A 14,063-nucleotide genomic window follows, 5' to 3' on the forward strand; every position below is an offset into this window, starting at 1 on the left:
TTGTTGCGTGAAAGCGGTGAGAAAACTTACTGGCGGATCAGCGTGCCTTTGTCGCCCGCGAGAATGGCGAGACCGTCGCCCAGCGCGCCGATGCCTGCGATGCCGCCGCACTGCTCAACAAAGGCGCAGCAGGCGGCCACTTTTGGCCCCATCGAGCCTGCGTCGAAGCGCAGCTCCGCCAGCTGTGAAGGCGTTACTTGCGTGAGCGGACGCTGGGTCGGCTTGCCCCAGTCGGCGTACACCGCGTCGGCGTCAGTCAGGATCAGCAGCGCGTCGGCGTGTAACTGACGCGCCAGCAGCGCGGCCGAGAGATCTTTATCGATAACCGCCTCGATGCCGTGGTAGCCGTCGGCGTTGTCCACCACCGGCACGCCGCCGCCGCCGTTGCAAATCACCAGATGGTCGCGCTCGATAAGCGCCTGGATGGCGTCGCTCTCGATAATCCGCTGCGGCTGGGGCGAGGGCACCACGCGGCGGAAGTAAGGCCCGTCGGCTTTCATCGTCCAGCCTTTGTCGGCGGCGAGCTGGTCGGCCTGGGCTTTGTCATAGACCGGGCCGATGTATTTGGTCGGGTTCTTAAACGCCGGATCGTTGTCATCTACCGCCACCTGCGTCAGCAGCACGCTAACTTCGCGATCCGGCAGCTGATTTTTCAGCGACTGTTGCAGCAGGTAGCCGATCATTCCCTGGCTTTCGGCACCCAGAATGTCGAGCGGATAAGGCGTCACGTTCTGGTAAGCGCTGTTTTGCAACGCCAGCAGACCGACCTGCGGGCCGTTGCCGTGCACCAGCACCACGCGCCACTGGCGGGTGAGCTGAGCGATGGTGTGAGCCGCCAGTTCGACGTTATGACGCTGAATATCGGCCTCCAGCGGTTCGCCGCGTTTCAGCAGCGCGTTGCCGCCAAGCGCCACCACCAGCGTGGGTTTCTTCTCCATGGTCTTCTCCTTAAATGCCGTCGCGTTCCAGCGGGCAGCTCATGCAGCGCGCGCCGCCGCGTCCGCGGCCCAGCTCGTCGCCAGGGATCGGCAGCACGGTGATGCCAGCCTTGTCATATTTCTCGTTGGTCCAGGTGTTGCGCTCATAGCCAATCACCACGCCGGGGCGCACGGTCAGCACGTTGTTGGCGTCGTTCCACTGCTCGCGCTCGGCCTCAAACGCATCGCCGCCGGTGGTGATGAGCCGTATCTGATCGATGCCGAGCGCCTGTTCCAGCGCATAAACCAGCGTTTTCTCTTCGGTACGCGCGATGCCGCCGCGCCCGTCCGGCGTTAAGGTCCAGCACTTCACATCGGGGCGCACCACTTCGGGGTAGACGGAGAACGTGTCGATATCGATATGCGTCATGACGGTATCGAGGTGCATGCAGGAGCGGTGTTTCGGTAATTCCACGGCGATAACGCGCGTCGCCTGTTGGTGTTTAAACAGGGCGCTAGCCAGGAATTCCACCCCCTGCGGCGTGGTGCGTTCAGACATGCCGATTAATACCGCGCCGCGGCCAATGACTAATACATCGCCGCCTTCCAGCGTGGCGTGGTCGTAATTAATATTCTGGTCGCCGAAATATTTAATAAATTCGCCATCGGCAAATGCCGGATGCCAGCGATAAATCGCACGCAGATTATTGGTTTCACGCTGGCGAGCCGGTTTTGCCATTGGGTTAATCGACACGCCGTTATATATCCAGCAGGAGGTGTCACGCGTAAATAAATGATTAGGCAGCGGCTCCATAATAAAATCATTAGCGCCATGCGTATCCACTACCATATTATGAATCGAGGCCGGGATCTCACTAAACGTCAGCCCGCCGCTTAAGCGCCGCGCCAGCTCCCGATGCGGCAGGTCGGCAAGCCAGCCGCGAACATCCGCGGCAAAAGAGGGGCCAAGGCGGTATTCAGAAACCTGCGTCTCCAGCAGCCAGTCTTTCGCCTCCGGGATATCCAGCGTGCGTGTCAGGAGATCCGTCAGTAATAATACTTCCACACCCTGGTCGCGCAGGGTGCGTGCGAAAATATCGTGCTCTTCCCCCGCGCGCTCGACCGATAATACATCGTCAAACAGTAATTCCTGGCAATTAGACGGCGTCAGTCTTTTCAGGCTTAAATTAGGGCGGTGCAGCATAACGCTGCGTAATTGACCTATTTCCGATCCCACGTAATGCTTTTCCATATTTATTCCTTGGCTGATTTTCAGAATAAAAACGGCGGCATTATGCGACGCGTGTTCGCATAACGAGTTACCGTGCAGATTGAATTCGAAATAGATAGTAATGGAGCGCTGATTTGATTGTGTGATGAATATCACGAGCGATGCAGTGATTTTATTATTCCGCCGTAATAATGATTTATTTCATGGAAAGTTTAATTAATTTATCGGGCTATATGAATCACTACGCAGAATAGACGGCGCTTATTCCGTGTTGTTAAAAATCTGTTTTTGGACAACAAATAAGCAAATTATTAATTAATTGAAAATTAAGAGTTTTATTTTTTAGAAAAAATGATTATGCAGTTATGGCGCGCGTTTATTTTTGAAACTCAGGAATAAAGCAAATAATTATGGTGCTGCCGTGCCTGTTTGTGAGGTAAACGAAACGTGATGGTGCCGTCTTTTTTCATTTTATCGCTTATAAAACAAACTCCTACAGTGAGGCTGCCAATAGTATTCGCCAGGGTTATGCATAAAACCTGCATAAACGTCTGGCGGGGATTAACAAGCTGGTAACGCGCCGCACGATAACCATGCGCCAGAACAGATTTTACCGAGAAAGCAGTAGCGCCCCGGCACGATAGCTCGTATAAAACAATAAAATGAAACGCTGTTTTATATAAGGAGAAGGCATGATTATCGGTAATATTCACGCGTTGGGCGAATGGCTGCCCGCGCCTTTTCGCGAGGCGATTGAGCAGGTGAAGCAGCAGGTAACGCCGCAGACCGCGCCGGGCAAGTACGAACTGGACGGCAATCGCCTCTTTTTTCTGCTCTCGCAAGACACAACCGAGCCGCTGGCGGAGCGCCGCGCTGAGTATCACGCGCGTTATCTGGATATCCAGATTGTGCTGGCGGGCCGCGAAGGAATGACCTTCAGCACGTTACCGCCGGGCGCGCCCGACACCGACTGGCTGGCGGATAAAGATATCGCGTTTCTGCCCGAAGGCGTGCAGGAGAAAACCGTGGTGCTGGAGGAGGGCGATTTCGTGATTTTCTGGCCGGGGGAAGTGCATAAGCCGCTGTGTGCGGTGGGCGACCCGGCCCCCGTGCGCAAAGCTGTCGTGAAGATGTTGATGGCGTGAGGGAGTTGTAGAGTGGGAAAGCGAAGCGCCTTATTAACCACCATCAGCAAGGCGGGTGCGCGAGGCTTACCCGCCCTACGCTAAGCATTGTTCTGTAGGGTGGGTAAGCGAAGCGCACCCACCATTTAATTATCAGCAAGGCGGGTGCGCGGTGCTTACCCGCCCTACGGTGAGCGTTGTTTTGTAGGGTGGGTAAGCGCAGCGCACCCACCATTTACTTATCAGCAAGGCGGGTGCGCAATCTTTACCCGCCCTACGATAAGCGTTGTTCTGTAGGGTGGGTAAGCGTAGCGCACCCACCAACCGACCACCAACCCACCACCCGCCCCGCAAGCTACTCAGACAGCGTTGCCACCATCACCGCTTTGATCGTATGCATCCGGTTTTCGGCCTGATCGAACACGATACTGTGCGCGGATTCAAACACCTCGTCGGTCACTTCCATGCCGCCTTTCAGGCCATACTCCTGCGCCATCTGCTTGCCGAGCGTGGTTTCGTCGTCATGAAACGCCGGCAGACAGTGCAGGAATTTCACGTTCGGGTTGCCGGTCTGCGCCAGCATCTGGCTGTTAACCTGATATGGCCGCAGCAGCGCGATACGCTCCGCCCACTTCTCTTTGGCTTCGCCCATCGACACCCAGACATCGGTATAGATGAAATCCGCGCCCTTCACACCTGCGGCGATATCCTCGGTGAGCGTGATCCGCCCGCCGGTTTCTTTCGCCATTGCCTGGCATTCGGCTACAAGCTCGGCGGCAGGCCAGCAGCGCTCAGGCGCGACCAGGCGCAAATTCAGGCCCATCAGCGCGGCGGCTTCCAGCATTGAATTGCCCATGTTGTTGCGCGCATCGCCCGCATACACCAGCGTCATCTCGTTAAACGTTTTGCCCGGCAGATGCTCCTGCATGGTCAGCAGATCTGCCAGGAGTTGCGTCGGGTGAAACTCATCGGTCAGGCCGTTCCACACCGGCACGCCCGCGTACTGCGCCAGCGTTTCGACGATTTCCTGGCCAAAACCGCGATACTGAATGCCGTCATACATGCGGCCCAGCACGCGGGCGGTATCCTTAATTGACTCTTTATGCCCAATCTGACTGCCGCTCGGGCCGAGATACGTGACGCGCGCGCCCTGATCATATGCGGCAACTTCGAAAGAGCATCGCGTGCGGGTTGAGTCTTTTTCGAAGATGAGCGCAATATTTTTTCCGGCAAGCTTTTGAACTTCAACCCCTTTTTTCTTATCGCTTTTAAGCTTTGCGGAAAGCTCCAGCAGCAGGTGGATTTGAGCGGGCGTAAAATCGAGCAGTTTTAAAAACGATTTCTGGTACAACGCAGACATAATTTCCCTCGCTGGCTGACGCCACTTATTGAATTAATATTCAACATATATGTATGAATATTCATTTGCAACCCCCGGTGTTAAAACTTTGCCGTGAAAGGTGGAGGCATTCCCGCGGGTGTGTGAAAATAGAAGGTATCTGCCACACACTGAGGAACGAGCCATGGCAAACCCGGAATTACTGGAAGAGCAGCGCGAAGAGACGCGTCTGATTATTGAAGAGCTGCTTGAAGATGGCAGCGATCCTGACGCGCTGTACACCATTGAACACCATTTCTCGGCAGACGATTTCGACACGCTGGAGAAACTGGCGGTGGAAGTGTTTAAGCTTGGCTATGAAGTGACGGACCCGGAAGAGCTGGAGCTGGAAGAGGGCGGTGAAACCGTCATCTGCTGCGACGCGCTGAGCGAGTGCGCGCTGAACGCCGAACTTATCGACGCCCAGGTTGAACAACTGATGAACCTGGCGGAGAAGTTTAACGTCGAATATGACGGCTGGGGCACTTACTTTGAAGACCCGGACGGCGAAGAAGACGAAGACGACGACGGCATGGATGAAGACGACGACGGTGTTCGTCACTAAGTCGCAGTTTGCGGCAGCGCTGCGCTGCCGCATTTCAGGAACCCCGCATGAATTACGACGCACTCCTCCTCCCCGTTAAAAATTTCCTTCACTGCGCCACTCCGCAAGCCTGGATAGATGAAGCCAGAGCGCCGGAAAACTTACCGCTGCTGCTGACCGACCACATGATTTGCGAGTTAAAAGCCGCGCAAACGGCGATGCTGCTCATTCGGCGCTATGTGGCGGATAAAAGCGGTTCTGACGAACTGCTCGGCTGGCTACAGCCCTATGAAGATTTCACCTATCGCGAAGGGCCGGAGCCCGATTTCCTGGCGCTGCATAAGCGCATCGGCAAGAGCGTGATGCCGCACACCGACGATCCGTGGGGCCAGACGCTGATAGACAGCATGGTGCTGCTTATCAAAGAAGAACTACACCACTTCTGGCAGGTGCGCGAAATGATGCAGGCGCGTAACATCCCGTATGTCAAAATCACCGCCAGCCGCTATGCGCGCGGGATGCGACGCGAAATGCGCACGTATGAGCCTGCGACGCTTGTCGATAAACTGATTTGCGGCGCGTATATCGAAGCCCGCTCGTGCGAGCGTTTCGCCGCGCTGGCGCCGTATCTGGACGACGATTTGCAGAAGTTTTACCTGTCGCTGCTGCGCTCGGAAGCGCGCCACTATCAGGATTATCTCTCGCTGGCGCAGCAGATTTCGCCCGAGGACATCGCGCCGCGCGTACAGGCGCTGGGCGAAGCGGAAGCGCGGTTGATTAATCAGCCTGACACAGAATTCCGTTTTCACAGCGGCGTACCGGTAAGCGCGTGAGCCGGCGGGCTTTATAAAAACTATCAATACCAAAGGGATAAAGGATGAACTGGAACCATGTCATGCTCTCCGCGCTGGTGGGCATCGTGCTCGCTGTGGTGGCGTCTGCGCTTTATAAGAAAGGCAAGGTCAATAAACTCGCGGCCGTCGCGATTTTTGTCGTCGGCATTGTGCTGTGGAATATCGCCGACATCGCGTGGCTGAGAAACGCGAACACGTCGCCGGAGCAGGGCTTTGACGAAGTGTTTAACAGTATGCCGTTGTATAAACTCATTAAAGAGAAAGATCCGGCGTTCTACGCGCGCCTGCGTGGTCAGGCGCTGGAAATGGCGAAGCAGGGCAAAACGCAGCAGGATATTATCGACGCGATGCAGGCGAATATGGCCGAGCTTGAGATGCAGCGCATCCAGTTCGCGCCGGATGAAGATGTGATCGCGTATATGCGCGTTAATATGGAACAGACCCGCGAAATGCAGCAGCACAGCGACGACGCCTGTTTCCGCTTCCTGATGCCGCAGGTGAAAGGCGGCGTGAATCCGGTTCAGATGCTGTCGAAAGACGTTATCGCGAAGCGTATGGATGTCGAAACGAAGCTGCTGTCGGCAAGTTACAGCCAGAACGCGCACAAAGTGACGCCGCAGGAGCAGAAAATGGCGGAAGAGACGCTGGCGCCGATTGGTCAGTCGCTGGCGGCGAAATATGGCGACACGATTGAGGTCTTTACCGATCCGCAAAAAGGCGTCGGTCAGGAAAAACAGGTCTGCAATATGGTGCAGGATCTCTGGCATGACGTGCTGGCGCTGCCGCCGGAAAAAGCCGGGCCGGTTATCCGTATCTCCATGCAGCAATAATCAAAAAGCCGGGTCAGCCCGGCTTTTTTATTTCACGCGTTTACGCTCAGAGCGTTTTTAACATTCGCACTTCGCAATCCACATGGCCGGTGCAGCCGAGCGGCTCGGAAATATGCGCGAAGCCCAGGCGTTCATACAGCGCAATCGCCTCTTTTAAAAAGGCGGTCGTTTCGAGATAGCAGCGGCGATAGCCTTGCGAGCGGGCGAAATCCATCGCCTGTAACGCCAGCTTTTTCGCAAGCCCTCTGCCGCGCGCGACGGGCAGAAAATACATTTTTTGCAGCTCGCAGATGTCCGTTTCGCTACAGGCCAGCGGCGCAATACCGCCGCCGCCTACGACTTCACCGTCTAATTCAATCACCCAGTACGCATGGCCTGGCTTGCTGTATTGCGTATACAGCACGTCGAGATTGGGGTCTGCGACGGTGTAGCCTTTATCCGCCGTCAGGCCATATTCCGCGGAAACCTGGCGGATCACTCTGGCGACCGTCGCGTTATCCGCGGCCGTCATTCTGCGCATAATAATGTCTACCGGCGCCTCAACATTCATCATTTACTCTGATGTCATCTGTTCAACATAGTGTTGTGCTTAATACCACTACAGGAAGAGTGACGCAAGCCCAGGAATATTGGCTGCTATTATTCTTTCCGGGGCTTTATTACACTAAAGTACGCACTGGATTAACCCTAAGATATTAACGGTTATAACGGCGCTTTTTTCTTTTTTACAGAATAAGGATTGTTATGTCGGACGATAATAAATTCCTGGCAGGGAATAAGACACACGCGTTCTCGTTTCAGGGCAGCGGCGGCGGATATTTCCCCGTCTGGCTGGTCAACATACTGTTAACGGTGTTCACCGCCGGGCTGTTTTTACCCTGGGCGATGGTGCGTGCACGCCGTTATTTTTACGAAAATACCGAACTGGCAGGCGCACGTTTTTCTTATCACGCCACAGGCGGCGCGATTTTCGTCGGCTGGATCTGCCTTGCGCTTCTCTACGTCGTATTTGTGATTAATGCAGTCTATGAAAATACCTTTTTAACCCTCTGCATGGTGCTGCTGTTTATCGCGTTTGCGCCGTTCCTTATTATGCAGGGCCTGCGCTACCAGCTGCTGATGACGAAGCTTAACGGCCTGCGTTTTAGCTTTAAAGCCAGCCCGCTGCGCGCCTGGTGGGTGATGCTCGGCTGCCCGCTGCTGATTGCGATTCTGGTGACAGCCGTGATGGGGCTGGTCTTTACGATTGCGGGTTCCAGCCAGAGTATGACCGGTATTATTGTCGGTATTGTGCTGTCGGTTCTGGTGGGACTTGTGGGTACCGCGCTGATGCAGGGTATTTACGCCGCGCAGTGGTACGGCCTGCTGGTCAATAACCTGCAATATGGCAAACACCGTTTTGCGATTAACCTGAATGTAAAAACCTGCACCTTTATTTATCTCAAGGCGATGCTGCTGTTTGTGCCGTTTATCGCGGTAGCTTTGATTATGCTGGCGCCAGTGATGACTCAGATGTTGCATTACAGTGTATATGGTATGAATAGCCAGGAAGAAATGCTTAGCTTTTTGATATCGCTTATTATGAGCGTTTTACTGCCGTATTTCATTTATATGATTGGCATTCTGGTCTGCTTTAGCTTCGCGTTTGTGAAACTGCGTAACTACGCCTATCAGCAGATGTCGCTGGAAGGCGGGATTACTTTCCGCTCCACCGCGAGCGTCGGTTCTTTTGTCTGGATCATTCTGAGCAATTTCATGGTCTGCGGTATCACCTTTGGTCTGGCGTGGCCGTGGGCGAAAGTGCGCCTGACGCGCTACCTGCTGGAAAACACCCATGTTGACGGCGAGCTGGACAACCTGGCGCTGGTCGATCACGACGAACAGCCGCGTAACGATCCGGCAAGCGTGCTGGGCCGTGGTTTCTCCATTCTGCCTTTCGCACTCTGAAAATAAGCTCAGGGCTTCGGCCCGCTAAAAGCATAACGGCGCTCAGTTGAGCGCCGTTTTTTTTGCGAAATACCGCCATAAAAAAAGCCGGGTCGTCCCGGCTTTTATTCAACTGACTTACAGCGCGCTAATCACGCCCTGCTGTTCTATCAGTTTGGCTTTTGCCTCGTGATAGCCCGCCAGTTTTTCGCGCTCTTTGGCGATAACGGCTTCCGGCGCGCGGGCCACAAAGCCTTCGTTACCGAGTTTGCTTTCGATGCGGCCGATTTCGCCTTCGATTTTGGCCACTTCTTTCGTAAGACGCGCCAGCTCGGCGTCTTTATCAATCAGCCCTGCCATCGGGATCAGCAGCTCGGCACCGTCGATAATTTTGGTCACCGACACCGGGCCTTTGTCATCGGCAGGCAGCACTGTGATGCTTTCAAGGCGCGCCAGCGTCTGCAGGAAGCCGCGGTTGTCGTTAACACGACGCTGCGCGTCCTGGCTGCAACCGCGCAGCAGCAGCGCCAGCGGTTTGCCCGGCGCGATGTTCATCTCGGCGCGAATATTACGCACGGCGATGATAGCCTGCTTCAGCCACTCGGTATCCGCCAGCGCCGCGTCGTCCACGCGGGAAGCATCAAACGCCGGGAACGGCTGGAGCATAATGGTGTCGGCATCGATACCGGCAATCACTTTCACGCGCTGCCAGATGGTTTCCGTAATGAACGGGATGATCGGATGCGCGAGGCGCAGCAGACCTTCCAGCACGGTCACCAGCGTGTTGCGGGTACCGCGCAGTTCAGCTTCCGAACCGCCGTTCATGACCGGCTTGGTCAGCTCCAGATACCAGTCGCAGAACTGGTTCCAGGTGAATTCATACAGGATGCCCGCCGCGATATCGAAGCGGAAGTTATCCAGCGCTTCACGGTACGCTTTCACGGTCTGGTTGAATTCCGCCAGGATCCAGCGATCGGCCAGCGACAGCACTTTCTCGCCGCCGTTAAAGCCGCAATCCTGATCTTCGGTGTTCATCAGCACGAAACGGCTGGCGTTCCACAGCTTGTTGCAGAAGTTGCGGTAGCCTTCAAGACGCTTCATGTCCCAGTTGATGTCGCGACCAGTAGAGGCCAGCGCCGCCAGCGTAAAGCGCAGGGCGTCGGTGCCGTGCGGCTCGATGCCTTCCGGGAACTGCTTCTCGGTGCGCTTGCGGATTTTCTCCGCCAGCTGCGGCTGCATCATGTTGCCGGTGCGTTTCTCCAGCAATTCTTCCAGCGTGATGCCGTCCACCATATCCAGCGGGTCAATCACGTTGCCCTTAGATTTGGACATCTTCTGGCCTTCGTCGTCGCGGATAAGACCGGTCATGTAGACGGTCTTGAACGGCACCTGCGGTTTGCCGTTTTCATCTTTGATGAAGTGCATGGTCATCATGATCATGCGGGCAATCCAGAAGAAGATGATGTCAAAGCCGGAGACCATGACGCTGGTCGGGTGGAACTGACGCAGCGCGTCGGTGTTTTCCGGCCAGCCGAGGGTGGAGAACGTCCAGAGCGCGGAGGAGAACCAGGTGTCCAGTACGTCGTCGTCCTGGCGCAGCGCGACGTCTGCGGACAGGTTATTTTCCTGACGTACTTCCTCTTCGCTGCGGCCTACGTAGACGTTGCCTTCGGCATCGTACCAGGCCGGAATGCGGTGGCCCCACCAGAGCTGACGGGAGATACACCAGTCCTGAATATCGCGCATCCAGGAGAAATACATGTTTTCGTACTGCTTCGGCACGAACTGGATATCGCCGTTTTCTACCGCTTCCACCGCCGGTTTCGCCAGCACGTCGGCACGGACGTACCACTGGTCGGTCAGCATCGGTTCGATAACCACGCCGCCGCGATCGCCGTAAGGCACGGTCAGATCGTGCGGTTTGATCTCTTCGAGCAGGCCGAGTTCATCGACCGCCGCCACGATCGCTTTACGCGCGGCGAAGCGCTCCATTTTCTGGAACTGCGCCGGGATCTCGTTTGAATAAACGTCAGATTCGTTGCCTTTGGTGTCGTAGACTTCCGCGCTTTCACGGATATCGCCGTCAAAGGTCAGGATGTTGATCATCGGCAGCTGATGACGACGACCCACTTCGTAGTCGTTGAAATCGTGCGCCGGCGTGATCTTCACGCAGCCGGTGCCTTTTTCCATATCGGCGTGTTCGTCGCCGACGATCGGGATGCGGCGGTTAACCAGCGGCAGCACGACGTATTTGCCGATCAGATCTTTATAACGAGGATCTTCCGGGTTTACGGCAACGCCAGTATCGCCCAGCAGGGTTTCCGGACGCGTGGTGGCGACCACCAGGTAATCTTTGCCGTCGGCGGTTTTCGCGCCGTCCGCCAGCGGATAGCGGATATGCCACATCGAGCCTTTTGACTCGCGGTTTTCCACTTCCAGGTCAGAGATGGCGGTGCGCAGTTTCGGGTCCCAGTTCACGAGACGCTTGCCGCGATAGATCAGATCTTCTTTATAAAGACGGACGAACACCTCTTTCACCGCGTTGGAGAGGCCTTCATCCATGGTGAAGCGCTCGCGCTCCCAGTCCACCGAGTTACCCAGACGACGCATCTGGCGCGTGATGGTGCCGCCGGATTCCGCTTTCCACTCCCAGATTTTGTCGATAAAGGCGTCGCGCCCGTAGTCGTGGCGGGTTTTCCCTTCTTCAGCAGCGATTTTACGCTCGACGACCATCTGGGTCGCGATACCGGCGTGGTCGGTGCCGACCTGCCACAGGGTGTTTTTACCCTGCATGCGCTGGTAGCGGATCATGGTGTCCATGATGGTTTGCTGGAAGGCGTGACCCATATGCAAACTGCCGGTGACGTTCGGCGGCGGGATCATGATGCAGAAGCTTTCCTGGCTCTCGTCGCCGTTGGGTTTGAAATAGCCCTGCTGCTCCCAGTGCTCGTAAAGCGGCTGTTCGATATCTTGGGGGTTATATGTCTTTTCCATTTCTACTGTGTCGTTCCGGGCGCCGTGAAGGTGGCCGTGGTCAAGTGGAAACCGGCGGCGCGATAGGCTTTGTAGCGTTCGCGCGCCAGTTGTTTCTGGGATTCGTCGTAAGGTACGAAGTCTACCACTTCATAGAAAGCAGTGGCAAAAGCTGCGAATTCCGGCAGCAGGCTTATCAGAAGCTCCCGCGGGCTGCTGCCGCGTTTTTGCGGCCAGGCTATTTCCACCGGCGCGCCGCCGCGCGGCCCTTCACCTGCGAGATTGTGCGGCACGAAACTGTCCGGGTCGCGCTTCCAGAGCGCTTCGTCGATGCGGGTGGCCTGGGCTTCGTCGACGCAGGCAATCAGGATGCGTTTCCCTGCGCGCCAGCGCGCAGCGGCAACGTCGCACACCAGTTGTTCCACGGCGCTCAGGCCGTCGGCGGTGTCGTCGTTGTCCAGCAGGTAAAACGTTGCGTTCTTCATAAGCGATACCCGTGGTGTTTCACGTTGCCTCGTTGTTGGCTGCAAACGTCGCCCTGATTCGGGTAGGGCGAGTCTTTTTAGCGGAATGGTGGTTTTTTGTAGGGTGGGTAAGCAAAGCGCACCCACCGTCTGTCAGCGCGTCGGGCGATTCCCTCTCCCCAACGGAGAGAGGGAGAGCGTCTTACTCTTCGCCGTTAAACCCGGCGCGGTTTAGCAGGAACTGCGACAGCAGCGCAACCGGGCGGCCAGTCGCGCCCTTCGCCTTGCCGGAGCGCCAGGCGGTGCCGGCGATATCCAGGTGCGCCCAGTTATATTTACGCGTAAAGCGCGACAGGAAGCACCCGGCGGTAATCGCGCCGCCAGGGCGGCCACCGATATTCGCCATATCCGCGAAGTTCGACTCCAGCTGCTCCTGGAACTCGTCCGCCAGCGGCAGACGCCAGGCGCGGTCGCCCGCCTGCTCGGACGCGCTGATAAGCTCATGCGCCAGCGGGTTGTGGTTCGACATCAGCCCGGTGATGTGATGGCCAAGCGCAATCACGCACGCGCCGGTCAGCGTCGCCACATCGATGACCACTTCCGGGTCGAAGCGCTCGACATACGTCAGCACATCGCACAGCACCAGACGGCCTTCGGCGTCGGTATTCAGCACTTCCACCGTCTGGCCGGACATGGTTGTCAGCACGTCGCCCGGACGATACGCGCGTCCGCCTGGCATGTTTTCACAGCCCGCCAGAATACCGGTCACGTTCACCGGCAGGTTCAGCTCGGCCACCATGCGCATCACGCCGTACACCGCCGCCGCGCCGCACATGTCATATTTCATCTCGTCCATCCCTTCGGACGGTTTAATCGAGATGCCGCCGGAGTCAAAGGTCAGCCCTTTGCCCACCAGCACAATCGGACGGGCGTCCGGCTCGCTGCTGCCTTTATATTCAATCACCGACATCAGGGATTCGTTCTGCGAGCCTTCGCCCACCGCCAGGTACGAATGCATGCCCAGCTCTTTCATCTGCTGTTCGCCAATCACGCGGGTGACGACGTTTTTGCTAAAGGAGTCGGCCAGCTGGCGCGCCTGAGAGGCGAGATACGCGGCATTACAGATGTTTGGCGGCATATTGCCCAGATCTTTAGCGGCTTTAATGCCGGAGGCGATTGCCAGACCGTGCTGAATCGCGCGCTCGCCGCTGGTGAGTTCACGGCGGGTCGGCACGTTGAACACCATTTTGCGCAGCGGACGACGCGGCTCGCTCTTGTTCGTCTTTAACTGATCGAAGCTGTAGAGCGTCTCTTTCGCCGTCTCTACCGCCTGGCGCACTTTCCAGTACGTGTTGCGGCCTTTGACGTGCAGCTCGGTCAGGAAGCAAACCGCTTCCATCGATCCGGTATCATTCAGAGTATTGATGGTTTTCTGAATCACCTGCTTATACTGACGCTCATCCAGCTCGCGCTCTTTGCCGCAGCCGATAAGCAGGATACGTTCTGACAACACATTCGGAACGTGATGAAGCAACAAGGTCTGGCCCGGTTTGCCCTCCAGCTCACCGCGACGCAGCAAGGCGCTGATATAGCCGTCGCTGATTTTATCGAGTTGTTCGGCGATGGGAGAGAGACGGCGCGGCTCAAAGACGCCTACAACAATGCAGGCACTGCGCTGTTTTTCCGGGCTCCCGCTTTTTACACTGAACTCCATGCACTACGCTCCTGAATCTTAAAGACAACGGCGGCGGCTACAGATAGAATTAACCACTTCGTAACTCTTGCTCCGCTGTTGCGATGACTTCGTGTTAATCTTAACGAA

General features: G+C 56.3%; 13 protein-coding genes. 5 read left to right on the forward strand and 8 right to left on the reverse strand.

Annotation, left to right across the window (positions count from 1 at the left end):
- Positions 1-26: 26 nt before the first annotated feature.
- The 3 genes from arcC to ACUW6V_RS19445 form a co-directional block, all read right to left on the reverse strand.
- On the reverse strand, positions 27-938 hold the full coding sequence (gene arcC / locus ACUW6V_RS19435) for a carbamate kinase (RefSeq protein ID WP_007866195.1): 912 nt from the start codon (positions 936-938) through the stop codon (positions 27-29).
- Between the two features lie 10 nt (positions 939-948).
- Positions 949-2,169 (reverse strand): arginine deiminase, encoded by a 1,221-nt coding sequence (arcA, locus tag ACUW6V_RS19440; protein WP_032988949.1) that lies wholly within the window; start codon positions 2,167-2,169, stop codon positions 949-951.
- A 368-nt stretch (positions 2,170-2,537) separates the two neighbouring features.
- Positions 2,538-2,861 carry a hypothetical protein gene (locus ACUW6V_RS19445; RefSeq protein WP_097649801.1) on the reverse strand — a complete coding sequence of 108 codons (324 nt, stop codon included), beginning with the start codon at positions 2,859-2,861 and terminating at the stop codon, positions 2,538-2,540.
- Here ACUW6V_RS19445 and ACUW6V_RS19450 point away from each other — a divergent pair.
- Positions 2,841-3,293, forward strand: a complete 453-nt coding sequence (locus ACUW6V_RS19450; RefSeq protein WP_454038788.1) for a YhcH/YjgK/YiaL family protein — start codon at positions 2,841-2,843, stop codon at positions 3,291-3,293. The two genes, ACUW6V_RS19445 and ACUW6V_RS19450, sit on opposite strands and share 21 nt — an antisense overlap.
- 334 nt (positions 3,294-3,627) lie before the next feature.
- Here ACUW6V_RS19450 and argF read toward each other — a convergent pair whose 3' ends face one another.
- Entirely contained in the window at positions 3,628-4,632 is a 1,005-nt protein-coding gene (argF, locus tag ACUW6V_RS19455; protein ID WP_454038789.1) for an ornithine carbamoyltransferase, read from the reverse strand.
- Between the two features lie 163 nt (positions 4,633-4,795).
- Here argF and rraB point away from each other — a divergent pair, with 163 nt between their 5' ends.
- The 3 genes from rraB to ACUW6V_RS19470 are packed head-to-tail and all read left to right on the forward strand — an operon-like array spanning position 4,796 to position 6,878.
- A complete protein-coding gene (gene rraB, locus ACUW6V_RS19460) occupies positions 4,796-5,215 on the forward strand; it encodes a ribonuclease E inhibitor RraB (protein WP_007854269.1) in 420 nt (139 codons plus the stop codon).
- A 47-nt stretch (positions 5,216-5,262) separates the two neighbouring features.
- Positions 5,263-6,027 (forward strand): tRNA isopentenyl-2-thiomethyl-A-37 hydroxylase MiaE, encoded by a 765-nt coding sequence (gene miaE, locus ACUW6V_RS19465; RefSeq protein ID WP_007854271.1) that lies wholly within the window; start codon positions 5,263-5,265, stop codon positions 6,025-6,027.
- Between the two features lie 44 nt (positions 6,028-6,071).
- Positions 6,072-6,878: a hypothetical protein gene (locus ACUW6V_RS19470; protein WP_012125895.1), complete on the forward strand. Its 807-nt coding sequence runs from the start codon at positions 6,072-6,074 to the stop codon at positions 6,876-6,878.
- Positions 6,879-6,924: 46 nt separating this feature from the next.
- Here ACUW6V_RS19470 and ACUW6V_RS19475 read toward each other — a convergent pair whose 3' ends face one another.
- Complete coding sequence (locus tag ACUW6V_RS19475; RefSeq protein ID WP_015387054.1) at positions 6,925-7,428, reverse strand: GNAT family N-acetyltransferase; 504 nt, start codon at positions 7,426-7,428, stop codon at positions 6,925-6,927.
- Positions 7,429-7,622: 194 nt separating this feature from the next.
- Here ACUW6V_RS19475 and ACUW6V_RS19480 point away from each other — a divergent pair, with 194 nt between their 5' ends.
- Entirely contained in the window at positions 7,623-8,825 is a 1,203-nt protein-coding gene (locus tag ACUW6V_RS19480) for a YjgN family protein (protein WP_069682167.1), read from the forward strand.
- Between the two features lie 117 nt (positions 8,826-8,942).
- Here ACUW6V_RS19480 and ACUW6V_RS19485 read toward each other — a convergent pair whose 3' ends face one another.
- From ACUW6V_RS19485 to pepA, 3 genes are all read right to left on the reverse strand, one after another.
- The gene (locus ACUW6V_RS19485; protein ID WP_105573937.1) at positions 8,943-11,798 is read right to left on the reverse strand and encodes a valine--tRNA ligase; all 2,856 of its coding nucleotides are present in this window, start codon (positions 11,796-11,798) and stop codon (positions 8,943-8,945) included.
- A 2-nt stretch (positions 11,799-11,800) separates the two neighbouring features.
- Positions 11,801-12,262, reverse strand: coding sequence for a DNA polymerase III subunit chi (locus ACUW6V_RS19490; RefSeq protein WP_014729699.1), 462 nt, complete (start codon positions 12,260-12,262; stop codon positions 11,801-11,803).
- A 181-nt stretch (positions 12,263-12,443) separates the two neighbouring features.
- On the reverse strand, positions 12,444-13,955 hold the full coding sequence (gene pepA, locus ACUW6V_RS19495) for a leucyl aminopeptidase (protein ID WP_007780838.1): 1,512 nt from the start codon (positions 13,953-13,955) through the stop codon (positions 12,444-12,446).
- Positions 13,956-14,063: the final 108 nt, after the last annotated feature.

This window comes from Cronobacter sp. 153480017-3, from assembly GCF_053627815.1.